Genomic DNA, 25086 nt, shown 5'->3' with positions numbered 1-25086 from the left:
GTGTTCAGTTCACCACAAGACGCAATCGTTCCCAGCCGCGCACCGTCGAGGTCGGCGCCAGTTGCGCACTGTCGTAGTCGATCTCCCATTCTGGGAAACGGTTGAGCAGTTCGTCGAGGGCCACCCGGCCTTCGAGCCGGGCCAGATTGGCGCCCAGGCAGTAGTGCAACCCTTTGCCGAAGGTGAGGTGGCTGATGTTGTCGCGGTGGACGTCGAAGGTGTCGGGGTTGCGGTAGCGGCGCGGATCGCGGTTGGCCGCCCCGAACAGCAGCAGCATCGCGCTCCCGGCCGGAACCGTGACACCGTTGTATTCGAAATCCCTTGCCACCCAGCGCGCCACATGCGGACCGGTGGGTTCGAAGCGAAGCGTCTCGTCGACCGCACGGGTCAGCAGTGAGCGGTCCCGCTCCACCTCGCGACGCTGGTCGGGATGTTCGGCGAGCACTTTTGCCAGCCAGCCGATGAGCCTGCCGGTGGTCTCGTTTCCCGCACCCGCCACCACCTGGGTGTAGTGCAGTACCTCTTTGCGCTCGAGCTTGCGGGTGACGCCGAACTCGTCGGTGAACTCGACGTTGAGTAGCGCCGTCATCAGGTCGTCGGAGGGATTCCTCGACCGCCACTCGACGTAGTCGGCGTAGATCCGGCCGTCGGCGATGCGGTCGGCCTGCACCACCTTCATGGGTGCGCCCGGTTTGGTACGCAGATTGGCGTCGTTGGCGTCACGCACCCCGATCTGCTCGGATTCCGGTATGCCGAGCAGCATCCCGATCACCCGCATCGGCATCATCGACGCCAGTTCGGCGATGATGTCGAAACCACCCGACCCGACCAGCGGGTCCAGGCAGCGCACGCAGAACTGCCGGATCTGGTCCTCGATCTCGGCCATCCGGCGCGGGGTGAACACCCGGGACATCAGCCCGCGCAACAGGGTGTGCATGGGCGGGTCTTCGAACATCATCACGCCCGGGGGCATGTCGAAGTCGGACTTGATCAGTTCGAGGATGTCACTTCGACTGTTGGAGAATGTTTCCCAGTCCGACAACGCTTCTTCTACATCGGCGTGCCGCGACACCGCCCAGAAGTCATAGCGCTCGTTGTAATACAACGGTGCCTCGTCGCGCAGTCGGGCGTACACCGGATAGGGATCGGCGACGATGCCGACGTCGTACGGGTCGTAGTAGACGGTCATTTGAGGCAACTGCCGGCGTCGACGGGAAGGGTGACCCCGGTGATGTAGCGGGCCTCGTCCGACGCCAAGAACAGGACCGCGTTGCTGATGTCCTCCGGGGTGACCCACGGGACCGGCAGCATGTGGAAGGTCTGGCAGATGGGCGCCAGGTCGTCGGGGCCGGGGTTCTCCAGGTCGGGCCGGAACATACGGTAGGTCTTCTCGTTCATCAGCATCGGGCTGTTGACGTGGGTCGGGTGCACGGTGTTGACCCGTATCGAATGCTGACCCAGTTCGACGGCAAAGCTGCGCATCAAGCCGACCACGCCGTGTTTCGCCGCGACGTAGTGCCCGGTAAAGGGGTAGGCCTTCGACCCGGCCACCGAGCTGGTCAGGATGATCGAACCGCCACGTCCACCCGCAAGCATATGGGACACACCGGCTTTCACGGTCTTCCACACCCCGCTGAGGTTGACGTCGATCATCTCCTGCCAGAGGTCCTCGTCCATCCGGTCCAGCTTCACCCCGGTGGTGCCGATCCCCGCGTTGGCCGCGATGATGTCCAGTCGGCCCAGCTGCTCGACGCCACTGTCGACCGCCGCCTTGAGCGCGCCGAAATCGCGTACATCGACCTCGGCGGTGACGATGCGCCGGCCGAGGTTCTTGACCAGGTCGGCAGTTTCGGCCAGGTCTTCGGCAGTCGCACCCGAGACCGGTGACCGGTCGAAGGTGGCACAGATGTCCACGGCGATGATGTCGGCGCCCTCGGTTGCCAGCCGCACCGCGTGGCTGCGCCCCTGCCCCCGGGCGGCTCCGGTGATCAGTGCAACCTTGCCGTCGACCCGTCCAGTCATTGCCCGCCCTCAATGCCGGGGCAGGTGTCGGGTTACCGCCACACTGCCTACCTTGGGCGATCGCCCAATAATTACACTCAGGCCATGTCTAGCAGCCGCCGCCGCGCGTGGTCAAGGATGCGATGAGTACGCACAAGGCCCCCGCCGGACGTGAGTCGACCACCCGGCGCGCCCTGATCCGGGCGACCGCCCAGGTCATGCTCGAGGAAGGTTATGCCGCCGCGACATCACGACGGGTGGCCGCGCATGCCGGGGTGAAACCGGCACTCGTGCACTACTACTTCCCCAGCATGGACGACCTGTTCGTGGCGGTGCTGCAGGCCGGAGCCGAGAGCAACCTGAGCACACAGCAGGAGGCCTTCGCCGAGGACGGCCCGCTGCACGCGCTGTGGGAGCTCAACAGCACACAGGGTGCAGCATTGTGGATGGAGTTCACGGCTCTGGCCAACCACCGCAAGGCCATCCGCACCGAGATCGCCGGCTACGCCGACCGGTTCCGCGCTCTGGAGGAGACCGCGATGGCCTCGGCGTTACAGGCCCACGGGGTCGACACGGACGAGTTTCCGCCCGTGGTGATGTCGATGATCGTGGCGAGTCTGGCCCGCATCCTGGTGCTCGAACAGGGACTGGGGATCAGCCGCGGGCACGGCCAGGCCCAGGATTTCGTGCGCCGCTACCTTGACCGGTTCGAACTGCCGCCGGGTGATCCGGAATGAGTCTTCTCCACGAGCTGATTTCGGTGGCCGCCGCCGGCACACCGCGACGCCAGGCCGTGGTGGGCGACGATGGGACCACCGCGACCTTCGCCGAGTTCGACCGCCAGGTCCGCGGTGTCGCAGGCTGGGTGGCCGCCCGGACCGCCCCGGGTGACCGGGTGGCGGTGGTCGCCGACAACAGCGCCGCCTACGCCCAGCTGTACTACGGTGTGCCGCGCAGCGGGCGCGTGCTCACGTTGATGAATCAGCGTCTCAGCCCGGCCGAGCAGGTGGCGCAGTTGGCCACCGCCAGGCCCACCCTTTTGCTCGGTGATGACCGGTATCTCTCGGCTCTTACCGGCACCGCGGCGCCGGCGGTCGCGTTCGGATCCGCAGAGTGGCAAGCCGCACCCGCAAGCGATCTCCCCTTCGCCGATGACGCCGGTCCGGACGATCCGGCCTGGCTACTGTTCACCAGCGGATCCACTGGTGTTCCGAAAGCTGTTTTACACAGCCATCATTCGATCCTCACCGCGGTGTGGGGCTCGGTGGAGGGTCGCTCGGTGCAGCCGGCCGGCGTGTACCTGTTGCCGTTCCCGATGTGCCATATCGCCGGTTACAATATGCTGGTTCAGCACGCGGTCGCCGCCACGGTCGTGCTGTGCGCACAATTTCGCCCCGAGAGTTTCGCACAACTGGTTCGCGCGCACAGGGTCACTTCGTGCTCGCTGGCGCCGACGATGCTGCACGCGCTGCTGGGCTATCTGGAACGCACCGCGACCGACCTGCCCACCCTCAACACGGTCGCCTACGGCTCTGCCGCGATGCCGCTGGATCTGCTGCGCCGCGCGATCGAGGTGCTCGGAGTCGACTTCCACCAGGGCTACGGGATGACCGAAACCGGTGGGAACATCACGTTTCTCGGTCCCGACGACCACCGGGCCGGCGCCGCGGGACGGCCCGAATTGCTCACCAGCGCCGGCCATCCACACCGCGCGGTCGAGATCGGCATCGCCGACCCGGACGGCGGGCTGGTGCCGACCGGTCAGGTGGGTAAGGTCGGCGAAATTCTGGTGCGCGGCGCACAGGTGACTCCCGGATACTGGCCGGACGGTGCCGGCACCGAGGATGGCTGGCTGCACACCGGCGATATGGGCCGCACCGACGCCGATGGTCGGCTGTTCGTGGTCGACCGGCTGAAGGACATCATCGTCACCGGCGGTGAGAACGTGTCCTCCCGCGAGGTCGAGGACGCTCTGTCCGGCCACCCCGGGGTCGACCAGGTGGCGGTGGTCGCGGTCCCCGATGACTACTGGGGCGAGGCGGTGTGTGCGGTGGTCGTCCCGGTGCCGGGGCGTCAACCGACCGCCGACGAGTTGATCGGCCACGCCCGCGGGATCATCGCCGGTTTCAAACGGCCACGGGTGGTGTTGTTCACCGAGTCGCTGCCGCTGACCGGCAACGGCAAGGTCGCCAAGGACCGGGTTCGTGCCTTCGCCCGCGCTGCCGTTCTGAGCGGCACCGAGAACGCGTAGTGGATCGGGCCAGGAGATGGCCGCGGCCAACCCCTCAAATGGCCCCGACCCAGCGAACGATACGCCCGGTACGCGCGTTTTCCGAGTTTTCCCTCAGATGCCCCGACAAATTCAGACAAGCCGTCAATGCAATCCCCGTCCCCGACTTAATGAGGGTGCTAGCGTTCCGTCCTACCTGACTACACCTGGGGGTGCCAAAGTGACTGCGAACAAACCCGACTGGACCAAGCCCGCCGCGCTGGCCATTCCGCCGGAGGGCTATTTCGAACTCGAACAAGGCAGGTATGGGCCCGTCTACCCGAGGACACCTGCCTGCCACGGCTTCTCCATCATCGCGAAGGTGAAGGAGGGGCGGGAAGAGGTAGTGCGCGAATACGGCAAGCAAATCGAGGCGGCGATCGCCGGCAGTCCGGACGTACTCGCGCCACTGCGACTGCATTATTTGCGTTGGGTACTTTTTGATGTCGGGTCGGGTCTACATTTCCAATACCAGGGCATCTTCGACACCGATTTCGACAAGTACACCGAGGATGCGGTGCAATTGTTCAGTAGCACCGGCATCACCACGGTGTTCACCCATCTGGAGGGGTTTCCCGAGGATTGGAAGGAGAACCCACAGGCGTTCATCGAGTTCGTCCGGGCGCACCAGGTTCCGAGCTTCCTGGAATACGGCGAGTATCCGTACGTCACCGCCGATGAGATCAAGAAGGCCCTGCGACTCAAGGCGGCCTTCTCGGACATGCTCGACCAGATGCAGTAGCCGACCGTGCTCGAGTTCGACGAGATCCAGCACATCCTGCTTACCCGCACCCCGGCGCTGACCGGGCGCTACGAGTTCCTGACGTTCGACACCCCCGAGGGTGGCCGGGCCTGGCTCGCCGCGCTGCTGGACAAGGTGTCCTCGGCCGCGGACGCGGTGGCGACCATGGACGAATCCGACCGTTGGGTCACGTTGGCCTTCACCTGGACCGGATTGCGGGCACTCGGCGTCGACGAGGAGGCGCTGGCCAGCTTCCCGGATGCGTTCCGGCAGGGCATGGCGGAGCGTGCCTCGATCCTGGGTGACACCGGCGCGGCCGCACCCGAACACTGGCTGGGCGGCCTGGCCGGCGAGGACCTGCATGCCATCGCAATCCTGTTCTCCCGCACCGACGAGCAGTGCCGTCGTTCCATCGATGAGCACGACAAGCTGCTGGACAGAACCGACGGGGTACGCAGCCTGTCCTATCTGGACCTGAACGCGAGCCCACCGTTCAACTACGCCCACGATCACTTCGGATTTCGCGACCGGTTGTCCCAACCGGTGATGAAGGGGTCCGGGGAGGAGCCGACCCCGGGTTCGGGTGATCCGCTGGAGCCCGGTGAGTTCATCCTCGGCTATCCCGATGAAGACGGACCGGTCGCCAATCTGCCCAAGCCGGAGGTGTTGTCCCGCAACGGCAGCTATATGGCCTACCGCCGGCTCGAGGAGCACGTCACGCTGTTCCGGGATTACATCCGTGAACGGTCGGATTCACCCGAAGCCGGGGAACTGCTGGCGGCGAAGTTCATGGGGCGGTGGCGCAGCGGCGCTCCCCTGGTGCTGGCACCCGAGCACGACGATCCCGAGCTGGGTGCAGATCCCATGCGCAACAACGATTTCAACTACAAAGAGATGGATCCCTTCGGCTACGCCTGCCCGCTGGGGTCACATGCGCGCCGACTCAACCCACGGGACACCGCGCACTACATGAACCGCCGCCGGATGATCCGGCGCGGCGCCACCTACGGCCCGGCCCTGCCCGACGGCGCACCCGACGACGGTGCCGAGCGTGGTATCGCGGCGTTCATCATCTGCGCCGATCTGGTGCGCCAGTTCGAGTTCGCGCAGAACGTCTGGATCAACGACAAGACGTTCCACGAACTGGACAACGAGCACGACCCGATTTGCGGCACCCAGGACGGCACGCTGGACTTCACCGTACCCAAACGGCCGATACGTAAGGTACACAAGGGAATTCCGGCATTCACCACGCTTCGGGGTGGCGCCTACTTCTTACTACCGGGTATGTCGGCATTGCGGTACCTGGCCGCCGGAGACGGAAAGGCCGTCTCTTGACCGGTGCCCGCACCTACAACCAGACACACGTTCCCCGCCGCCACGACGGATGCCGCCGGATCAGCATCTACTGGACGTGGAGCTACCCGTGGGAAGCCCAGCGCAGTCCGGCCGCCATGGAGAACCGGTTCTCCACGATGACCGAGGTCCGCAACGTGCTGTGGCCGGCATACGAGACACCCGAATACGACGGAGCCGCTTTTCTGCAGGGCATCGCCGGAACGCTGGAGTTGTTCCACCGGTCGACGCTGGCCTTCCAGGACTTGGCCGGCGAAGCGACCGGGCACCCGGTGGCCGTGTTCCAGCGGATCGACCAGGCCGGCTACCGGCTACCGATCGACGAGCGGATTCTCGACGACTGCGACACCCTGATGGTGTTCGGCCTCGACCACATCTTGTCCGAACAGGAGGCCAATGCCGCCGAGATCGAGGCGATCCGTCGCTGGCTGCGGCGCGAGGGCACCTGTCTACTGCTGGCGCCGCATCACGATGTCGGCGACACCGACGATTACGCCCGACGCCAGGTCGAGTATCTGCATCACGGCGATCCGCTGGTGCCACGGCAGCAGCGGTTCGGGCAGTACACCCGCTCGCTGATGTCGGCGCTCGACGTCCCGGTGCACAACGTCTGGGGGCTACGTCCGGCGGTGGTGGAGGGCACCACCGAGATCGCCCCGTTGACGGCACTGCGCGATCTGGACTCCCCCGGTTTGCTCGCCGATGTCCCCACCTTCAATTTCCACCCGCACCTGCCGCACTACCAACTGACCGCACCGGAAAGCAGCGCACTGCGGGTGCTGGGGCGCCAGCGCGTCGACCCGACCCGGCCGCATCCGTTCACCGAGGCGGGCAACACCGAGTTCAACGCGCTGATCTGGATGCCCCCGGCGGGTGGTCGGGCCGGCGATATCGTCCTGGTCGATTCCACCAATTTCACAACGTTGTTCGGCGGTACCGACAGTCTCAGGCATTTCTGGAACAACGTGGCGACCATGCCGTAATTCGGGCGGGCTCCCTGCTACGGCATCGCGCCGAGGAAACACAGGCTGCAGGCGCAGGTGCGGGCAGTGGCACTGCCGCCGGGCCGGGCGCCGGATCTGCCGCAAGGTGCGGCTCGGCTGCCGGTGGGCCGCCGGGTGCCTGCGCGATGGTCGGCACCGACTCCCGGATCACCGGAATCGGCGCACCAGCACCAGCGACTCACACACCGCCACCGCGGTGTCGGTGTCAACCGTCACCACAGCGGGCCCGAGGAAGTGGCTGCAGCCCGAGGCCACCAGGGCACAGTGAGATGTCGAGCTGACCATCGCGTGGACATCTGCGCGGCCGGCTATCGTCCAGCCCTCGACCTCGTAACTGGCCGTCGGTCGCCCACCGCGCGGCAGTGCCGTCGGCGTCGGCGGCGTCCACATGCGGGCCGTAGGACGCCACTAACCGGGCGATGTCGCGTTCGTCCTCCAGGCGGCGCAGCCGCGCCTCCGGTGCTGCCACCTCGGACGTCGTCACTGCGCTCGCCTGTTGATCAGGTCGCGGATGGCAGCGTCGGACGTGAGCATCACCTGGGCCCGACCAAGGTGGTCCAGTCCTTCGCGGGCAACCTCGGCGGGATCGTTGATCAGCATGCCCGGGGCGTCGAAGTTCAGGCCGGCGCGCTGCATCGCCGGCGTGCGGGTCACCCCGAGCACCAGCTCCAGCACGTCGACGTTGTGGCGCATCGATCCCGCATAACCCGCCAGCGACCCCACCAGCAGGATGCCGCCCCGGCCGCGCGCGGCCATCGGCCTGCCGAAGTGCTGGACAACTCCATCATCCGGGTCACGTTGAGGTCGACGAACTGTCCACCAAGTCCACCGGCAGCGTGCGCACCTGCACGCCCAGCTCCCGGCCGTTGCGCGGTGGCTTCCAGCGGGCCGGCCTTGCGCGCCAGCAAGACCAGGTTGAACCCGTCCTCGGCGAGCAGGCGGGCGAACTCCGCGCCCACACCTTCGGAGCCGCCGGCGATCACGGCCCACGGCCCGTATCTGGCAAGGTCGGTCATCCCTCGGATGCTATCTTTGGCCGCCACACCAGCCCGGTATCGGGCGGCAAAGGAGACGATCATCGGCACCTACGCGGTCACCGGGTCCGCATCCGGCATGGGATTGCAGGTCACCCAACGACTCCAGGATCTCGGACACACCGTGATCGGTGTTGACCTCAAAGAAGGCCAGGTCGTCGCCGATCTGTCCACCCCGCAGGGCCGCCGGGCAGCCGCCGACGGCGTGCTGGCCGCGTGCGGTGGAGTGCTCGACGGAGCTGTGCTGGCTGCCGGCCTCGGCCCCGGCCCGGGTGCCGACCGCAACCGATTGATCGCCGAGGTCAACTTTCTCGGAGTGGTCGAACTCCTCGATGCCTGGCGGCCCGCCCTGGCCAAGGCCGACCGCGCCAAAGTCGTGGTGATCTCCAGCAATTCGACGACGACGGTACCGATCGTTCCCCGCCGCACCATTCGGGCATTGTTGGCGCGCGACACCGACCGGGCGGTCCGCTCGCTGCGCCTGTTGGGCCGGAACGGGTCGGCCCTCATGTATGCGGCTTCCAAGATTGCGGTTAGCCGCTGGCTACGGACCAATGCGGTCACTGCCGCCTGGGCCGGTGCCGGTATCCGACTGAACGCGTTGGCCCCGGGCGCCATCCTGACTCCACTCCTACAGGCCCAACTCGCCGATCCACGCGAGGGTGCCGCCGTTCGGAAGTTCCCGGTACCGGTCGGCGGGTACGGCGACGCCGGCCACCTCGCCGACTGGATGTGTTTCATGCTGTCGGACTCGGCCGACTTCCTTTGTGGCAGTGTGATTTTCGTCGACGGTGGCTCCGACGCCTTCTTCCGTCCCCAGGAGTGGCCGAAGGCCGTTCCGCTACGCCGGCTGCCGCGGTACCTGTGGCGATTCAGCCGCGGCATTCGGCGTGATTGAGGCCGGCCACCCACCACGACGCGCATGGGCCGCGGTCGCGCTGCTGACTCTGGCCGGCACCCTCAACTACGTCGACCGGTTCCTGCCCTCGGTCCTGGCCGAGCCGATCAAACACGACCTTGCCCTGTCGGACACCGCGATCGGGGTGATCAACGGCTTCGGCTTTCTGATCGTGTACGCGGTACTCGGCGTCGCGGCGGCCCGGGTCGCCGACCGCGGGGCGTTCGGCGCGGTGATCGCCGCCTGTCTGACGCTATGGGGCAGCATGACCATGCTCGGCGGTGCCGTGCAATCCGGTTTTCAGCTCGCGCTCACCCGGGTGGGCGTCGCGGTGGGCGAGGCGGGCAGTACCCCGGCCGCCCATGCCTACGTGGCCCGCAACTTCGCCCCGGAACGTCGCGCGGCGCCGCTGGCAGTCATCACCTTCGCGATCCCGCTGGCCAGCGCCACCAGCCTCATCGGCGGCGGGTTGCTGGCCGAAAACCTGGGCTGGCGAATGGCTTTCGTAGTGATGGGTGCGTTCAGCGTGGTGTTCGCCCCGTTGGTGCTGTTGATCGTCGGGACCCGCCAATCGCTGCCGGTTGCGGTACACCGGGATCAGGACGTCACGGTCAAGTGGTGGGCTCTGCTGCGTAAACGCAGCTTCCTGGCCGTCATCGGCGGGACCGCGCTGGTCTCGGCGGCCGGTTACTCGCTGACCACCTTCTCCCCGGCATTCCTGATGCGGACGCGGTCCATGTCGCTCAGCGAGGTCGGGTGGGAGTACGGCCTGGCCACCGGCCTGGGAGGGGTGCTCGGGCTGCTGATCGTGGGTCGCCTGGCCGATCGATTGGCGGTGCGCGATGCCCGCTGGCTGCTCTGGATCGTGGTGGCGACGACGGCCCTGCTGTTGCCGGCCTCGGTCTTGGCGTTCACCGTCGAAAGCCGCCTGGCATGCGTGTGGTTCCTGGCGCTCAGCTACATCATCGGCACGGCGTACCTGGCCCCGTCGATCGCGGCCATCCACCGTCTGGTCCTGCCGGGGCAACGGGCCACCGCGTCGGCGATCTTCCTGTTCTTCAACGCCACCCTGGGGTCCGTCGGCCCGTTCGTCACCGGCCTGATCAGTGACGCGCTAACTGCCGATCTCGGCGCGCAGGCGTTGGGGCGGGCCCTGCTGATCCTGGTGCCGGCGCTGCAGCTGATGGCGATGGGCTGCTACCTCATCGCTGCACGTTGGTACCGCGCCGACATCATCGAGACGGCTACCTAGACCGGGCTGATCGACTGCCGGTCGGTGGCACGCTCCCGCCGGCGGGTGGCACCCCACAGACCGACCCCGATGCCGACCACGGCTCCCCCGAGGCCGATGACCTGCTGCGACCGCGGCATCTGGTCGTGGACCGCGACGCCGCCGAGCAGGTCGGCGGCGTCGGCACCGCCGGAGGCCAGGAACCAGCCGCGGGTGTCCTTGCCTCGTAATCCCGCCGCCAGCAGCAGCCCGCCGATCAGCGCATCGCGATATCCCATCGACCGCAACAGCAGCTGTGCCGTCGTGTCGGGTTCGTTCCGTGCGCCCCACAGTCGGTTGGCCCGCAACGGGTCGACGAGAAACGAGACGCCCGACGCGAAGCGGATGGCGCCGGCGGCCAGCGCGACTGCGTCCGCCATCAGCGCTTCTTCTTCGGATCGATGATGTCTGGCGGACCGTCGGGGTGCAACGCACCGCCCTCGCTGACCCAGTCGTTGATCTCGGCGGCATCCTGCGGTGTCACCGGCCGGCGCCTGCTGAAGATCGACTTCACTTTCCTGGTGAACTTCGACATCTGCCGATCCTAGGCCGCCGGCGGGTAGCTCACGGCGACATCGATCCAACTCGACCATCCCGCTCGCGAAACACCCTGACATCGGCCGTCTTTGGAAATTGTCCACCGCAACGTGCGACAGCCGCGACCCGGAGGAGTTTGCCGATTTGCGCCAACTGGGTCCGTCACGGCCCGCATCCCGCGATAATCACCAGTACCCGAGTTCAGGAGCGCAGACATGGCCACCACCGACGCCAACGCACAGACCAACTCGTCGTTCGAGAAGGATGTCGAAGCCACGCAGGTCTACATCGACAGCTCTCGGTTCGAGGGCATCACCCGGCTATACACGGCGCGGCAGGTCGCTGAGCAGCGCGGCACCATCCCGTCGGATTATCCGGTGGCGCGCGAGGCCGCCACCGACTTCTTCCTCTACCTTCGTGACCTGTTCGCGCAGAAGCTGAGCATCACCACCTTCGGGCCGTATTCGCCAGGTCAGGCCGTGGTGATGAAACGGATGGGAATCAGGGGGATCTACCTCGGCGGCTGGGCCACCTCGGCGAAAGGCTCGATCAGTGAGGATCCCGGGCCCGACCTGGCGAGCTACCCGCTGAGCCAGGTGCCCGACGAGGCGGCCGGGCTGGTGCGGGCGCTGCTGACCGCCGACCGCAATCAGCAGTATCTGCGACTGCGGATGACGCCCGAACAGCGCGCAGCCACCCCGGCGGTCGATTACCGCCCGTTCATCATCGCCGACGCCGACACCGGACACGGCGGCGATCCGCACGTGCGCAACCTGATCCGTCGCTTCGTCGAATCCGGGGTGCCGGGCTACCACATCGAGGATCAGCGTCCCGGCACGAAGAAATGCGGGCACCAGGGTGGCAAGGTGCTGGTGCCGTCCGACGAGCAGATCAAGCGGCTCAACACCGCCCGGTTCCAGCTGGACATCATGCGGGTGCCCGGCATCATCGTCGCCCGCACCGACGCCGAGGCGGCCAACCTGATCGACAGCCGCGCCGATGAGCGCGACCAGCCGTTCCTGTTGGGGGCGACGAACCTCTCGGTACCGACCTACAAATCGTGTTTCCTGGCGATGGTGCGTCGGTTCTACGACCAAGGCGTCACCGAACTCAACGGCCACCTGCTGTATGCGCTACCCGACGGCGAGTACGCGACCGCCGAGGCCTGGCTGGATCGCCAGGGCATCACGAACACGATCGACGACGCCGCGAAGGGCCACCGGGCCGGCGCCTCGGTGGATGCCCTGTTCGACGAGGTCGAGTCGGCGTTCGTCGAGGCCTGGCAGGCCGACGCCGGCCTCAACACCTACGGCGAGGCGGTCGCCGAACTGCTGGAATACCGGCAACGCGAGGGAGAACCGGTCGCGATGAGCGCCACCGACTGGCGTGCCTTCGCCGCGCGAGCATCGCTGTACACGGCGCAGCAGAAGGCGCAGGAGATCGGCGCCGACGTGGCCTGGGACTGCGAGCGGGTGAAGACCCCCGAGGGCTACTACCAGGTTCGCGGTGGCATTCCGTACGCGATCGCGAAGTCGCTGGCGGCCACGCCTTTCGCCGACATCCTGTGGATGGAGACCAAGACCGCCGACCTGGCCGACGCCAAGCAGTTCGCCGACGCGATCCACGCCGAGTACCCCGACCAGATGCTCGCCTACAACCTGTCACCGTCGTTCAACTGGGACACCACCGGGATGACCGATGACGAGATGCGGGCGTTCCCGGAGGAACTCGGCAAGATGGGGTTCGTCTTCAACTTCATCACCTACGGCGGCCACCAGGTCGACGGCGTGGCGTGCGAGGAGTTCGCCACCTCGCTCCAGCAGGAAGGCATGCTGGCGTTGGCCCGTCTGCAACGCAAGATGCGACTCGTCGAATCTCCCTATCGAACACCGCAGACCCTGGTGGGCGGCCCGCGCAGCGATGCGGCGCTGGCGGCGTCGTCCGGCCGCACCGCCACCACCAAGTCGATGGGCGCCGGCTCCACGCAGCATCAGCATCTGGTCCAGACCGAGGTGCCCAAGAAGCTGCTCGAGGAGTGGCTGGCGATGTGGGGCGATCACTACAAGATCGGCGAGAACCTGCGGGTGCAGCTGCGGCCGCGCCGCGCCGGATCGGACGTGCTCGACCTCGGTATCTACGGCAGCGGTGACGAGCCGCTGGCCAACGTTGTCGTCGACCCCATCAAGGACCGGCATGGCCGAAACATTCTGACGGTGCGGGACCAGAACACCTTCGCCGAGAAGCTGCGCAAGAAGCGCCTGATGGATCTGATACATGTATGGCTCATCCACCGGTTCAAGCCGGAGATCGTCTATTACGTGACGCCGACCGAGGACAACGTCTATCAGACCGAGAAGATGAAGGCGCACGGCATCTTCAGCGATGTGTACCAGGAGGTCGGCGAGATCATCGTGGCCGATGTGAACCAGGCCCGCATCGATGAACTGCTGGCGCCCGATCGTGAAGCGCTGGGACGGTTGATCCGCAAGGAGGACTGAGGTTTTCGCGCTGCCTCACTGGCGCATGTGCGATGCGCCGCCGATATACCAGGTCTGGCCATTGATCCATTCGGCGTCGTCGGACAGCAGGAACGCGGTGACGGCGGCCAGGTCCGCGGGCCTACCGAGCCGCGTCACCTTGGCCGCCCTCAGGAACATCTGCTGCATCTGCTGATCGTTCTGGCGTTCCTGGGTTTCCCCCATGACCAGTCCCGGCATCACGGCATTGCTGCGAATCCCCCTGGCTCCGTAGTTGTTCGCCACGTGGCGGGTCAGCTGATTGACTGCGGCCTTGGAGGCGTTGTAAGCGACGTGCATGGGGTCGGTTCCGAGTGAGCCGCCCGATGAGGTGTTGACGATGCTGCCGCCACCGTGCTCGAGCAGATGCGGCAGCGCCGCCCGGATGGTGCGCACGAAGCCGAGCAAGTTGACGTCGATGGTCCGGTGCCACACCTCCAACGGCGTGTCCAGGATCGTAGTGTCACGCCCGAGGTTGTGCGCCGACAGGTCGGCACCGACGTTGTCCAGTCCGTGGACCGCACCGAATTCGGCGATCGCAGCACCGCCGGTGGCCGTGATTGTCTCGACAGTGGCCTTGGCACCCTGCATGTTGACGTCACCCACGACCACCGACGCGCCCTCGGCAGCCAACCGTTCGGCAGTGCCGGCGCCGATGCCGGTCGCTCCCCCGGCAATGATGAACGTCTTGCCCTCAAGCCCGTGCATCGAGGTCGATCTTCTCGATCGGATTCGAGCGTTCGAGCATGCCGAAGGTCTCCTCGCCGTCCCACCGGTAGCGCACGCCGGCCTGTTGCAGGGCAGGGAAATTCGGGTTCTCCTTCTTCATCTCGCGCACCGAGAACGTGTTGTCGTTGTGGTGGATGTCATGGGTCGAGAACACCGTCTCCCCCTCGATGTGCACCTGGCCGTCAGCTGTTTCCAGCACTACCGATACGTCCTCACCCACTGCTTGTAGTTTCGTCAGCCACGGCGCCTGCACCGCACGTGCGGGAGTCAGCTCACCGTCACCGGTGAAGAGGTAGCCCTCGTTGAAGGTGGGCCGGCCGTCGTCGCGCGGCGGGTAGGCGATGTAGCCGAATGCCTTGCCGCTGGGGAAAACCGCCGATTGCCAGGCATGGCCCCAGAAACTGCCCAGCTTGCGTACCCCCTGCCGGCGGATCCGCAGACCGCTGCCGGTGAAGTCCTGGCTGTCGCCGTTGATCGTCACCGATCCGCGCGCCCGGAACAATTGCTCATAGCGGGCACCACCCATGAGATCGCCTTCTACGGAATTCTTGATCCGGTCCCCTGCCGCCTTCTGCAACGAGCCCTGGATCCATGGCGGCACAGCCATTTTCGCCTCGACGTGGAACGCCACGTCTACCAGGGGACCATCGGAGGTGCCGGCGACCAGATCGGCCGACGACGTCTCAACGGCCTTGCCTGCATACGTCATCGTCCAGGTTTGGAACGGCCCTGGTGAGGTCCGGCACATGGACCGCCGAGTTGACGGCCACCCGGCCGTGGAATCCGATGCACGGATGATCCGATGAAGGGGGTCCTCCGTCGGCGCAACGCCGTTCGGCTCAGAATGGTGGGGGTGGTCCGTATTCTTCGGCGAGCCAGGCTTGGTATTGGCGTTCGAATTCGAGGTCGTTGTTGATTTCGGCGCGGAAGCGCCGTTCGGCCTCGATACGGTCTTGGCGGTCTTGTTCGCGGGCCCGTTGACGTTTGGGCATCATCGCGGACCGGTTCGGGCTGGGCGCCTCGGGTTCGGGCAGGTTCAGCTCCCCGGTGGGTTGGCCCAGGGCCGGGAACATGCCGGCGCCGTGCGGTTCGGTGACATACGTGTGCCCGGTAGGTGCGGTGAATTCGACGGTGCCATCGGGCAATTGTCGATCCGACCAGCCAGCACAGAACGTTTTCACCAAATGGTGTGCCCGGCAATACAATTTGGTGTTCGACGGATGCGTCGGACCCAGTGGATAGGGCACGGTGTGGTCGATATCGCAACGTGCCACCGGGGCATCACAGCCCGGGAACCGACACGTCAGATCCCGCCAGCAGATGAACTCCGACAGTGCCACCGAGGGCCGGTACTGCGGCTCGCCAACTTCGGCGGGTTCGACCGCCTGGTCGGGTCCGGCGGGTTCGGTGGGTTCGTTGGTATCGGAGCGACCACCAGGCACCGGCAGCGGCTTGAGTTTGGCCGTCGCGGCCAGATCCCGCACCGACTCGGCGGGCAGAACCCCATACCCGGGCAGATACCCCGGATCATCGGAGGAGCCCTCCACGGTGGCCTGCCCGGCCAACACATGAACCACCGCCGCATCGGCAGCCGCACGCTTCTGGGCGGCCAGGCAATCGTCACGACCACACCGGCAGGCCAATTGAGCTTCCAGCCGGGCCAACGGCCCCACCGCATCAGCCCGACGCTGCTCACGGCTCCGCGGATCATGCTCACACACCGTGTCCGCCAACGCATCCAAACGCTGATCCAACGCCGCCCCGTCAGCAGCATCCACATTGGCCCACACCGTAGCCTTACCCGGGCTGCCCGGCTCGATCTGCACGAACCGCTCCTCAGCCACATCCGGAGGGACCCGCTCCCCGTTCGGATCGAGTTTGGCGATCCACTGATCCACCCGATCCCGCAACGCCCGCTCTGAGAGCCGCATCCACTTATGCGCCCGCGCCGCCAATTCGGCATCCAGCCCGGCCCACACCGCCCGATCCACGGTGCCGGTGCGGGCGATCAGCGCACACACCACCCGATAATCGACATCCCCGACCGCGAAGCGGGCCGCCACCAACGGCAGTTTGTCCCGCAACACCCGGGCATGATGAATCTGGGTGCCGGCCCGGCCCCGACCGATCCGCATCGCCACCGAGATTTCGGCCGCCACCTCCTCAAACGGATCGGTCCGCCACAAAATGCTGTCGACCAGTTCCTGTTCACGCAGGCTGTCCAACCCGCCGATCGCCGCCAACCGTGCCGCAATCGCCACCGACTCCGCCCGCGCCGCAGCACCGACCTTGTCGATCAGCTCCACATCAGACACGTTCTCGAACACGTGTTCGATTATGCCACTACCGGGCGACGGGCGCGAGTGTTATCTCTCAAGAGATCGGTGACAGTTCTGCATCAGGACATGGGTGACATTTGGTGGGATGGTCCCGGAGGTGTTCACCGTATGACGTGCGCGATGGGTTCATTGACAGCCACCGCCCGAGCCTGAAGGCAGAAGTGTCACCACCAAGACCACCCGAACCGTCACCGATGTCCTGACACGCGGAGGCGTTATCCACAACGCATGATTCAGCCACAGGGGTAGTGAATTACGTTGCACGACATTGTGATAATCCGGCCTCCGCCGCCCGCCCTGCGCTCCCGCGCGCGGCTACCACAGCGATGACGAACCCACCGAGCGCTGACCAGCCCAGCACGCCGTCGAGCCCGTTCTTGGCCATCAGCGTCAACGTGGCACCGGCGACGCACAGCAGGACACCGGTCATTACCGAGCGTGCCCCGCTGATCTGAACCCGGCTGTCCCACCACGGAAGCGGGCGGTGTTCCAGTGGTGACAGCAGCCGGAAAGCCACCGCCATGAGAACGGCGAAAACCGCTGCGCGCAGGGCCAGGTGGGCCCAGAAGCCCGGGGCGTGCGGATCGAAGGCATCGAGGCCGAGAGCGTGCAGACTGAATGCGGCGATCGCGATCACCGGGATGTGCCACAGGTACAGCGTCATGGCTCCCCCGTTGCCCGTCGCCACCACGCACCAGACGCGCGGACGGGCGGCCCAGCGGCGGATCGGGTTCGCGGCGGCGATGAACAGGCATGGCATCCAGACGCACTGCAGTGCCAGCAGCAGCGTCGGGGGCGACACGTTGGACACCCGCTCGGTTCCGGTGACGACGAGGGATACGTCGTAAATGCCGGTGAGAGCGAGGATTACCTGCGCGGTGAAGGCGACGACGGCGATCGCCAGCGCTCTCCGTGCACAGATCAGGTGACGGGCGTAGGCCACGCCGATCACGACCGGGATCAGCCAGACGATGATCAGGTTGGCGGTGCCCGCCTCGGGTGTTCCCACTGCGAACCGGATCGCATCCACCAGCCCGGACGCGGCGAGCAGTCCGGCGACCACCCAGGCCAGCGTCCGACCGGTGGTCAGGCGCATCAGCGCCGGGACAAAGGCGAGCGCCACCAGGTAGACACCCAGGAACCACAGCAGGGCAACGCATTCGCGCCCGAGTGCCGACGCGGACGAGGCTCCCATCGTCGCGTGGACCACCGGCAGGACCACCGTCCACACGGCCAGGTACCAGAACACCGGCCGGCACAGCCGTTGTGCGCGGGCAAGCAGCCATTCCCCCCAGGGTCGTCCGTCGCGCCAGCTGTAGGCGCCCGCGGCACCACCGGCCATGAAGAACAGCGGCATCACCTGCAGCACCCAGGTGACCGGGGCCAGCGCGGGCAAGGCGCCGAGGATGTTGCCGACCCGCACGCCGCCGGAGTCGATGGTGGCCAGCAGCAGGGCGCAGTGCCCGAACATGACCACGAGCAGGGCGCCCAGGCGCGCCACGTCAACAGCGCGGTCGCGGTCGAGTTTGGTGTCGCGGGCGACGGTGTCCGAGGTCGGAACAACCTCATCGATTGGCATGGCCCCCAGTCTGCCGGTATCGGTGCACTGCACGGATGGGTATTACTACGTGCCCTGGCGATCGTCGGCAAAATTCTGGCCGGTGAGTTTCGCGTACGACAAATGGACATTGCATTCTGCAACTCCATTGTTCCAATGACGCTCGTCATGTTATTTGCAAGCGGAAGTAGATTGTTTCGCAGCATCTCGGACCGCGTCGAAATATCGGACATATGCGCCCGACCCAGGGATACTCGGTTCAGTTCCTGATCGACCAGTCGAGTAGGAGATTCCTGCGATGACCTCGGGTGAAGCAATACCTGATGACGTATTGTTCGCTGCCGGATTGTTGATGGGAAACGACGCTTTGGCGCCACAGCGGGACGCCGATAAACTGATGGACAGGCTCGAAAAACTGATCCAGATGTGCGCAGATTCTGGCCCCGGTGGGCCAATGGAACCGCCGTACTGGGTGGCGCCAGATCCGGAATTCGCGGCACGAATAGCGCCCCAGCTCCATACTGCGTGGCGGAAGGCCGTCGAACACGCTCACGACGTCTCGGTGCTCTACGTCCGGGTGGCCAGCGTCGAAGAGGCCATTCTGCTGGCGCAGTCGGATCACCTCACGGGTCTGCAGGTAATCGCCTCCACACCGGATGTCATCGAGGGCCACGCAAGCCTCCGCGGCGACGTGGCCCACGTGGCGCCCCCCGACCAACCCGAACTCGGAGTCCAGGAGCAGCCGCCCGCTGTGGACACCGATACCGAGGCACCCCGGCAGTTGATCGCCGAGATCTTCCGCGACGGTGCGGTCTGCGCGGTCCTGACGCCGGGACAGGACCACACGCTCGCGGTGCGGATCGCCGTCCCGCGCCGCGGTCAGCGGGGCATCGACTTCGACGAAGACGACATCGAATTCGATCCGGACGGAGCGGCCGACCTGATCGTCGATGTCACCAGCGAGGACGGAACCTTTCACGCCACCCGGCCCATGGTGTTGCCGCAGGACCGCACCCGCCCGAGCACCACGGCGACATTCCCCGTGCGGGCCGGCGACGACGGGACGATTCTGCAGCTGAATATCACTGTCCTGTACCGTAATCGACCGACCCGGGCCGGCCGGATCGTCGCCGTCGTCCGCAGCAGTGCGCTTCCGGACGACGAGGTCCAGTTCTGGCCGATCGGCTTGAGCTCTCCGTCGGAACCGACCGTGGTCACCGGTGCGGACGCCGCGCTCGACGACGACGGCGTCACGCTGTCTCTACGGGGTACCGACCACGCCGACGGCATTCCCCTTGTCGGCGCGGAGAATTGGTCGAAGGCCTTCGAGCAGGTGGCGTCGCAGGTGTTGGGCACCGACTCCGCTCCCGGATCGATCACCGATCCGGAAGCGGTGAGGTTGCTGATCCTGCTGGCCCGGCGCGGCAGCCAGTTTGCCAAGAAACTCACTGAACTCGACCTGGAGGATGCCCGCACCATCTCGGTCATGGTGCGCTACGACGCCCCGATCCTGCCCCTGGAGCTCGCCTACGACGGCCCGGCTCCGACTGAGAAAGCGGCTCTCTGCGACTGCGTGGGCCGGCCTGCCGATCATCCGTGTACGAGGCGGCGCTCCAGGCGGCGAGTGTGCCCGTGGGGGTTCTGGGGCATGAACCGTGTCATCGCCCGGACGGTGCGCTTCGGCCCGGCGCCCGCCACCGAATCGCGCCCGAAACTCACCGAACTGGCCCTGCGGCCCGTCGTCTACGCTGCAGCCGATCGCGCCGACATCGGCAGTCCGGCAGATCAATTGCCCTCGACACTGCTGCAATCCGCGCTCACCCAGCGGGTGGGTTCCGCCAACTGCACACGGGTGGCGACGTGGCCGAAGTGGCGCACCGCGGTGAAGGAAACCGACCCGCAACTACTGGTGGTGCTGGGCCACACCGATCAGGCCCAGTCCGAGTTCCGGATCGAGATCGGCGGGCATTCGACGCTGTCCCAACCGGACATCTCCGAGCGTGAGCTCGGAGCCCCCACCAATCCCGCACCGATCGTGCTGTTGTTCGCGTGTGACTCCGCGATATCCGGCGACGTCTTCGGAGCATTGCCCGCGACATTCATTCTCATGGGCGCCGCAGCGGTGGTGGCCACACTGACGAAGTTCAAGGGCCAGCACGCTTCCCAGGCCGCTATCGCGGTCGTTTCTGCACTGTTCACCGGCGCGGCGGACGGCGGGCTCACATTGGGATCGGCGTTGACCGAGGCCCGACGCGACCTGGTCGCGAACGGACTGCTGGTCGGTCTACTACTGGTCGCCGTCGGTGAGATCGACCTCAAGCTGGTCGGTTAGGAGAAGTCATGCTGGCCATCGAAATGCTGCCCGGCGGTCACGGCGACGCCCTCGTCGTCGAGTACGGCACCACGGCGGATACGCACCGGATCCTGATCGACGGCGGCACCGCACGTTCCTGGGATGCGGTGCGCGAACGCCTCAAGGCCCGGCCCGACCACACCTACGAGGCGATGGTCATCACCCATGTCGACGAGGACCACATCGGTGGGAGCCTGCAGATCCTGGCCGATCCGGATCTGAGCCACCGTATCCGAGACATCTGGTTCAACGGGTTCGTGCACTGTGAACGTGGCGGCAGCGTGCTGGGGCCCGTCGACGGCGAGCGACTCACCCAGCGGATCAACGACGGCCCGTTCCGCTGGAATGAGCCGTTCCGCAACCGCGTCAGTAACAAGGTCGGTGGGCCGGTGGTGGTTTCGGCCTCGGGTACGGAGCTTCCCGTCATCGAACTGCCCGGCGGTGCCGCCGTCCATCTGCTGTCCCCCACCGGGCAGAAGCTGAAGAAGATGGCGAGCGAGTGGCGATCGGTGGTCACCGCGGCAGGTCTGGTGCCCGGCGAGGGAACCCCGCTGGAAGCGCGGACGCCGCCGATACGCCACCGGGAAGTCCCGCCGCTGTCCGACACGCTCACCGACCAGATTCTGCGCACGATGGCGACGGCGTCCAGCGCCGACAACTCGGAGGCCAACGGATCGAGCATTGCGTTCATCGTCGAATATGAGGGCCGGCGCGCCTTGTTGGGAGCCGACGCCCACTCCGATGTACTCGTGCAGTCGTTGCACAAATACGCCACGACGGTGGGTGAAGAACGGGTTCGGCTGGACCTGGTGAAGCTTCCGCACCATGGAAGCCGGGCCAACGTCACCGCCGAGTTGATCGACGCGATCGCGGCCAAGCGGTATCTGATCTCGACCAACGGGGACAACTTCGCGCACCCGGATCACGCCGCGATCGCTCGGATCATTCTCGGCTCGGCACGGCCGCCCACGTTCTACTGCAACTACCGCAGCGCGTTCACCGTGCCGTGGCAGGAGCGGGCCGCCGATGTCGGCGCCAAGTTCGTCCTACCGGCGAACGGACGTGAGGGACTGCGGGTTCTGGCGACGGCGTGACATCGCTACGCGGATGGCAAAGATTACCCGCCACGGCGGCGACCGCAGTAGATTGCTGCCGTGGGGAAACGACGGTTGGCCGGCGGCGCAGGACGCTTGCTGGCACTTGCCGCCTCGGTCGCCCTCGCTGGGGGCATGGTGTATGTGCAGAACACCGAGTCGAAGTCGGGTCCGGAGGTCCCATCGGCAACACCGCCGCCCAGCAGTCAGCAACCGGCGCCGGTCCCCGCTCAGGCCGAGTTGGTGGCGGCCAGCGCGCCCGTCGTGGCCCGCGACTTCCAGTTTTCCCTGCCGAAGGGTCCGGCAGCCGAGGGCGGGCTACAACTCAAGACGATCTGGGTGGCCCGTGCCATTGCCGTGATGTTCCCCGAGATCACCACGATCGGCGGATATCGCCAGGATGCGCTGAAGTGGCACCCCAATGGTCTGGCGATCGACGTGATGATCCCGAATTATCAGTCCAAGGAAGGCATCGAACTCGGCAATCAGATCGCCGGTTTCGCTCTGGCCAACGCCGAACGTTGGGGCGTGCTGCATGCGATCTGGCGTCAGGGCCTCTATCCCGGGATCGGCGCACCGCACTGGACCGCGGACTACGGCAACGAGACCGCCAATCACTTCGACCATGTGCATATCGCCACCGACGGTGGCGGATATCCCACCGGGCACGAGACCTATTTCATGGGGTCGATAAGCCGCTAGAAGCCGAAGGGGCAATAGCTGGGCGGCAGGTAGGGTGCTGTCGATGAAGCGCGTACAGGTGGTGCGTGGCTACGGCGGTATCAGCGCAGCCGACCGCCGCACCGAGCGACGAAGCAAGCTGCTCGCTGCCGGGCGACAGATCTGGGGCGAATCCGGGATCACCGAGGTGACCGTCCGTGCCGTCTGCAGCGCCGCCGGGCTGACGTCGCGGTACTTCTACGAACAGTTCGAGACCCGAGACGCCTTGTTGTTCGCCATTTCCGACGACGTGCGGGATCAACTGTTGACGGCGCTGGTGAACGCCGGCATCGGCGACCCGGGCACCCTGACCGACAAACTCCGGTCGGCACTCACCGCATTTCTCGAGACCATCGCGGCCGATCCGCACATCCACCGCATCGCCACCGGAGATGTCAGCAGCGTCGCCGGGCTGACCGAGCACCGCACGCACATCTTGGAGATGATCACCGGCCTGATCGTGCAGCTCGCCCCGGATGTGCTGCCGTCAGCGGCGCCGAGTCCGGCCGAATTGCGCCGTGGCGCACAGTTCATGGTCGGCGGGGTGAACCAGATCATCGAGGCCTGGCTTGAGGATTCCGCCGAAACGCCCGAGGATCTCGCGGCCGAATGCGCCACCCTCTGTGTCGCCGTGGTTCACGGTGTCACCCGGTCGGACGATTAGACGTCACATCCAGCTCGACGGCCGGATCGAATTCGCCACGTCGACAAGGCGGTAGCGGTGACGCTGCCGCGGCGAATGGCGTGCGAGCTCCCGCAGCGCCTCCTCGACACCGACGCGTAATCCCCGTTCGTCGAAGCGATGGCCGAGGAGCGGTTCGCCGGAGACAATCCCCGCGCCGGAGCGGTGCCAGTCGAGGGCGATGCCGAGGACGAGCGCGCGGACCTGCAGAACGCGTGGCTCGGTCTCGGGCAGGGCGCCCACGCGCCGCGCGGCATCGCGTAGGTCTGCCTCGGTGATCTCCGTGCTGGACCGCCCCTCGAGCAGCAGCACCGCCGACGTCAGTTGGGCCTCACCGTAATGGCGCGAGGTCACCGGGATCTGGTCGAGCACTTCGATCGCTCCCACCCGATCGCCGCGACGAAAGAGGACACGAGCCAGGCCGAACGCTGCGCTCACCATCGCGTGGTCGGTGTGCCACAACGTGCGGTAGTACCGTTCGGCCAAGGCCCGGAAGCGTTCCGCATCGGGCGCGTCGTCGGTGTCCAGCAATAGTTCCGCCGTCGCGGCCGCCGCCAACTTGGGTGCGGCTTCACCGGGCAGCAGCGCGACGACGCGCTCGAAACATGTCAGGGCCGCCCCGAGGTCACCGGCCTGCAGACCGGCGATCCCGTCGTCCCACTCGATTCGCCAGTCATCGTCGGAGTCCTCGACCGGCACCGGTTCGGGCAGGGCACCGGCGACGTCGCGGGCGCCCAGGGCAACGGTGCACTGACGGCCGTCGACGAACACGTCGGTGCACCGCAACGCCAGATCGGCACCGAAGGTGGAGACCGGCGGGCTGAACAGCGTTGATTTCCGGGGGCTCGGTGCACCGGCCTGCTCGGCAAGGATTTCGTGGAGCACACCCCGGCACTGGTCGGCCATCTCGTCTACCGACGAGAACCGTTGCGCCGGGCGGGGGTTGGTGGCACGGACGAGCAGTCGATAGAAGGACTCACACTGTTCGAACAGCGGCACCTCGTCGCGGTTGGGCAACGTCTCGGCGTAGCGGTCGTTGGGCAGGTCCACGGTCAGCTTGGCCAGTGTACGGCCGACCGTGTAGACGTCGGTGGCGACGGTGGGTCCGGTCCGCACGATCTCGGGTGCCTGAAATCCTTTGGTGCCGTAGATGTATCCGAACTCCTCGACGCCCGATACCGCACCCATGTCGATCAACTCGATGTTGTCCTCGGTGAGCATGATGTTGTCCGGCTTGAGGTCGTTGTACACCAGGCCGAGTGAGTGCAGATAGGACAGCGACGGCATGACGTCGAGCAGATAGCCGAGCGCCTCCTCCACCGGCATCATCTGCCTGGCCGCTCCACCCGAAGCGAGCTGCTTGTCCAGGATGGCTTCCAGCGTGGTTCCGCCGATGTACTCCATCACGATGTAGCCAACCGGGTGTCCGTCAAACCCCGGGTGTTCGACGAAGTTGTAGATCTTGACGATGCCGGGGTGGTTGACCATCGCGAAGAATTGCCGTTCGGCGACAGCGATCTCCTGCGCCTGCCGCCCTCCGGGTTGGAGCAGACCTTTCAGCACCACCCACCGATCGCTGACATTGCGGTCGATCGCGAGGTAGATCCAGCCGACACCGCCGTGCGCGATGCAGCCCTGAACGTCGTACTGACCTGCCACCAACTCACCGGTCTCCAGCTGCGGCGAGAACGTGAACAAGGTGCCGCACTGCGGACACACCCCGTCGCTCGGGGCGGGCCGTCCTGCGCTCCCCCGCCCCACCGGACGACCGCACCCAGGACACTCCCGTTTCGCCTCGGCGACAACAGGATTGGCGAGGACGGCACTGGCGGGTTCGATGTCCTCCCGAATCGGGATCTCGACCAGGCCATCGCCGACGCGCCGCCGCCCGGTACGCAGGCGCGGGCGGGTGGTTGCGCCCTCGGTCTTGACCGGTGCCGATTCGGTCACCAGGACGGCTCGCGTGCCCTCTTCCCCTGCCATG

20 protein-coding genes and 3 pseudogenes are annotated in these 25086 nt (G+C 66.3%); 12 read left to right on the top strand and 11 right to left on the bottom strand.

Translation table 11 applies throughout. The annotated features are described in order from the left end of the window. Nucleotides 1-4 precede the first annotated feature (4 nt). Both JOF57_RS09770 and JOF57_RS09765 read right to left on the bottom strand, forming a co-directional pair. Nucleotides 5-1189, bottom strand: coding sequence for a cytochrome P450 (locus tag JOF57_RS09770; protein WP_163660923.1), 1185 nt, complete (start codon nt 1187-1189; stop codon nt 5-7). Continuing rightward, nucleotides 1186-2022 (bottom strand): mycofactocin-coupled SDR family oxidoreductase, encoded by an 837-nt coding sequence (locus JOF57_RS09765; RefSeq protein WP_163660921.1) that lies wholly within the window; start codon nt 2020-2022, stop codon nt 1186-1188. Before JOF57_RS09765 ends, JOF57_RS09770 begins: the two co-directional genes overlap by 4 nt. A 122-nt stretch (nt 2023-2144) precedes the next feature. Between JOF57_RS09765 and JOF57_RS09760 the strand changes: the two genes are divergently transcribed. From JOF57_RS09760 to JOF57_RS09740, 5 genes are all read left to right on the top strand, one after another. Beyond that, nucleotides 2145-2738, top strand: a complete 594-nt coding sequence (locus tag JOF57_RS09760; protein WP_163660919.1) for a TetR/AcrR family transcriptional regulator — start codon at nt 2145-2147, stop codon at nt 2736-2738. Beyond that, nucleotides 2735-4252, top strand: coding sequence for an AMP-binding protein (locus JOF57_RS09755; RefSeq protein ID WP_163660917.1), 1518 nt, complete (start codon nt 2735-2737; stop codon nt 4250-4252). Before JOF57_RS09760 ends, JOF57_RS09755 begins: the two co-directional genes overlap by 4 nt. 199 nt (nt 4253-4451) lie before the next feature. Continuing rightward, nucleotides 4452-5012, top strand: coding sequence for a hypothetical protein (locus tag JOF57_RS09750; protein ID WP_163660916.1), 561 nt, complete (start codon nt 4452-4454; stop codon nt 5010-5012). A gap of 6 nt (nt 5013-5018) precedes the next feature. Further along, on the top strand, nt 5019-6350 hold the full coding sequence (locus JOF57_RS09745) for a Dyp-type peroxidase (protein ID WP_163660914.1): 1332 nt from the start codon (nt 5019-5021) through the stop codon (nt 6348-6350). Beyond that, nucleotides 6347-7351 carry a hypothetical protein gene (locus JOF57_RS09740; protein ID WP_163660912.1) on the top strand — a complete coding sequence of 335 codons (1005 nt, stop codon included), beginning with the start codon at nt 6347-6349 and terminating at the stop codon, nt 7349-7351. The genes JOF57_RS09745 and JOF57_RS09740 overlap by 4 nt, the downstream gene beginning before the upstream one ends. 180 nt (nt 7352-7531) lie before the next feature. Here JOF57_RS09740 and JOF57_RS09735 read toward each other — a convergent pair. Beyond that, nucleotides 7532-7856: pseudogene (locus JOF57_RS09735) on the bottom strand (nuclear transport factor 2 family protein); the annotation flags it as partial. Continuing rightward, nucleotides 7853-8388 (bottom strand): annotated as a pseudogene (locus JOF57_RS09730) (SDR family NAD(P)-dependent oxidoreductase). The pseudogenes JOF57_RS09735 and JOF57_RS09730, both read right to left, overlap by 4 nt. Nucleotides 8389-8449: 61 nt before the next feature. Between JOF57_RS09730 and JOF57_RS09725 the strand changes: the two are divergent. Together JOF57_RS09725 and JOF57_RS09720 are read left to right on the top strand one after the other, a co-directional pair. Beyond that, nucleotides 8450-9304, top strand: coding sequence for an SDR family oxidoreductase (locus JOF57_RS09725; RefSeq protein WP_209923213.1), 855 nt, complete (start codon nt 8450-8452; stop codon nt 9302-9304). Continuing rightward, nucleotides 9297-10556, top strand: a complete 1260-nt coding sequence (locus JOF57_RS09720) for a spinster family MFS transporter (RefSeq protein WP_307869990.1) — start codon at nt 9297-9299, stop codon at nt 10554-10556. Before JOF57_RS09725 ends, JOF57_RS09720 begins: the two co-directional genes overlap by 8 nt. Here the strand turns inward: JOF57_RS09720 and JOF57_RS09715 are convergent. After that, a complete protein-coding gene (locus JOF57_RS09715; RefSeq protein ID WP_209916034.1) occupies nt 10553-10954 on the bottom strand; it encodes a DUF4267 domain-containing protein in 402 nt (133 codons plus the stop codon). The genes JOF57_RS09720 and JOF57_RS09715 overlap by 4 nt on opposite strands. Continuing rightward, nucleotides 10954-11109, bottom strand: a complete 156-nt coding sequence (locus JOF57_RS09710; RefSeq protein ID WP_209916032.1) for a hypothetical protein — start codon at nt 11107-11109, stop codon at nt 10954-10956. The genes JOF57_RS09715 and JOF57_RS09710 overlap by 1 nt, the downstream gene beginning before the upstream one ends. Before the next feature lie 217 nt (nt 11110-11326). Here JOF57_RS09710 and aceA point away from each other — a divergent pair, with 217 nt between their 5' ends. Next, nucleotides 11327-13609, top strand: a complete 2283-nt coding sequence (aceA, locus tag JOF57_RS09705; RefSeq protein WP_209916030.1) for an isocitrate lyase ICL2 — start codon at nt 11327-11329, stop codon at nt 13607-13609. A gap of 15 nt (nt 13610-13624) precedes the next feature. Here the strand turns inward: aceA and JOF57_RS09700 are convergent, their stop codons facing one another. The 4 genes and pseudogenes from JOF57_RS09700 to JOF57_RS09685 form a co-directional block, all read right to left on the bottom strand. After that, nucleotides 13625-14335 (bottom strand): SDR family NAD(P)-dependent oxidoreductase, encoded by a 711-nt coding sequence (locus JOF57_RS09700; RefSeq protein WP_209916029.1) that lies wholly within the window; start codon nt 14333-14335, stop codon nt 13625-13627. Further along, a pseudogene (locus JOF57_RS09695) lies at nt 14322-15083 on the bottom strand (hypothetical protein); the annotation flags it as partial. The pseudogene JOF57_RS09695 and the gene JOF57_RS09700, both read right to left, overlap by 14 nt. 112 nt (nt 15084-15195) lie before the next feature. Then, nucleotides 15196-16683, bottom strand: a complete 1488-nt coding sequence (locus JOF57_RS09690) for an HNH endonuclease signature motif containing protein (RefSeq protein ID WP_209916027.1) — start codon at nt 16681-16683, stop codon at nt 15196-15198. Between the two features lie 265 nt (nt 16684-16948). Beyond that, the gene (locus tag JOF57_RS09685) at nt 16949-18274 is read right to left on the bottom strand and encodes an acyltransferase family protein (protein WP_209916025.1); all 1326 of its coding nucleotides are present in this window, start codon (nt 18272-18274) and stop codon (nt 16949-16951) included. Between the two features lie 433 nt (nt 18275-18707). On the opposite strand from JOF57_RS09685, the gene JOF57_RS09680 reads away from it, so the two are divergent. From JOF57_RS09680 to JOF57_RS09665, 4 genes are read left to right on the top strand one after another with little or no spacing between them, the layout of a single operon-like run. Then, nucleotides 18708-20585, top strand: coding sequence for a CHAT domain-containing protein (locus tag JOF57_RS09680; RefSeq protein ID WP_209916023.1), 1878 nt, complete (start codon nt 18708-18710; stop codon nt 20583-20585). Nucleotides 20586-20593: 8 nt separating this feature from the next. Continuing rightward, complete coding sequence (locus tag JOF57_RS09675) at nt 20594-21700, top strand: ComEC/Rec2 family competence protein (protein ID WP_209916021.1); 1107 nt, start codon at nt 20594-20596, stop codon at nt 21698-21700. A 60-nt stretch (nt 21701-21760) separates the two neighbouring features. Further along, nucleotides 21761-22402 carry a VldE C-terminal domain-containing protein gene (locus tag JOF57_RS09670; protein ID WP_209916019.1) on the top strand — a complete coding sequence of 214 codons (642 nt, stop codon included), beginning with the start codon at nt 21761-21763 and terminating at the stop codon, nt 22400-22402. A 43-nt stretch (nt 22403-22445) separates the two neighbouring features. Next, nucleotides 22446-23084: a TetR/AcrR family transcriptional regulator gene (locus JOF57_RS09665; RefSeq protein ID WP_209916017.1), complete on the top strand. Its 639-nt coding sequence runs from the start codon at nt 22446-22448 to the stop codon at nt 23082-23084. Nucleotides 23085-23087: 3 nt separating this feature from the next. Here the strand turns inward: JOF57_RS09665 and JOF57_RS09660 are convergent, their stop codons facing one another. After that, a complete protein-coding gene (locus JOF57_RS09660; RefSeq protein ID WP_209916015.1) occupies nt 23088-25085 on the bottom strand; it encodes a serine/threonine-protein kinase in 1998 nt (665 codons plus the stop codon). Nucleotide 25086: the final 1 nt, after the last annotated feature.

Origin of the sequence: Mycolicibacterium lutetiense (assembly GCF_017876775.1) — a bacterium.
Taxonomy (GTDB): domain Bacteria; phylum Actinomycetota; class Actinomycetes; order Mycobacteriales; family Mycobacteriaceae; genus Mycobacterium; species Mycobacterium lutetiense.
Note: the sequence above shows the minus strand (reverse complement) of the source record. Positions and strands in the feature narration are given on the sequence as shown.

What these genes read in the sequence shown, in the direction of transcription:
- JOF57_RS09770 (WP_163660923.1), bottom strand. Translation starts at nt 1,189, where the DNA reads ATGACCGTCTACTACGACCCGTACGACGTCGGCATCGTCGCCGATCCC.
- JOF57_RS09765 (WP_163660921.1), bottom strand. Translation starts at nt 2,022, where the DNA reads ATGACTGGACGGGTCGACGGCAAGGTTGCACTGATCACCGGAGCCGCC.
- JOF57_RS09760 (WP_163660919.1), top strand. Translation starts at nt 2,145, where the DNA reads ATGAGTACGCACAAGGCCCCCGCCGGACGTGAGTCGACCACCCGGCGC.
- JOF57_RS09755 (WP_163660917.1), top strand. Translation starts at nt 2,735, where the DNA reads ATGAGTCTTCTCCACGAGCTGATTTCGGTGGCCGCCGCCGGCACACCG.
- JOF57_RS09715 (WP_209916034.1), bottom strand. Translation starts at nt 10,954, where the DNA reads ATGGCGGACGCAGTCGCGCTGGCCGCCGGCGCCATCCGCTTCGCGTCG.
- JOF57_RS09710 (WP_209916032.1), bottom strand. Translation starts at nt 11,109, where the DNA reads ATGTCGAAGTTCACCAGGAAAGTGAAGTCGATCTTCAGCAGGCGCCGG.
- aceA (WP_209916030.1), top strand. Translation starts at nt 11,327, where the DNA reads ATGGCCACCACCGACGCCAACGCACAGACCAACTCGTCGTTCGAGAAG.
- JOF57_RS09700 (WP_209916029.1), bottom strand. Translation starts at nt 14,335, where the DNA reads ATGCACGGGCTTGAGGGCAAGACGTTCATCATTGCCGGGGGAGCGACC.
- JOF57_RS09685 (WP_209916025.1), bottom strand. Translation starts at nt 18,274, where the DNA reads ATGCCAATCGATGAGGTTGTTCCGACCTCGGACACCGTCGCCCGCGAC.
- JOF57_RS09680 (WP_209916023.1), top strand. Translation starts at nt 18,708, where the DNA reads ATGGAACCGCCGTACTGGGTGGCGCCAGATCCGGAATTCGCGGCACGA.
- JOF57_RS09675 (WP_209916021.1), top strand. Translation starts at nt 20,594, where the DNA reads ATGCTGGCCATCGAAATGCTGCCCGGCGGTCACGGCGACGCCCTCGTC.
- JOF57_RS09665 (WP_209916017.1), top strand. Translation starts at nt 22,446, where the DNA reads ATGAAGCGCGTACAGGTGGTGCGTGGCTACGGCGGTATCAGCGCAGCC.
- JOF57_RS09660 (WP_209916015.1), bottom strand. Translation starts at nt 25,085, where the DNA reads ATGGCAGGGGAAGAGGGCACGCGAGCCGTCCTGGTGACCGAATCGGCA.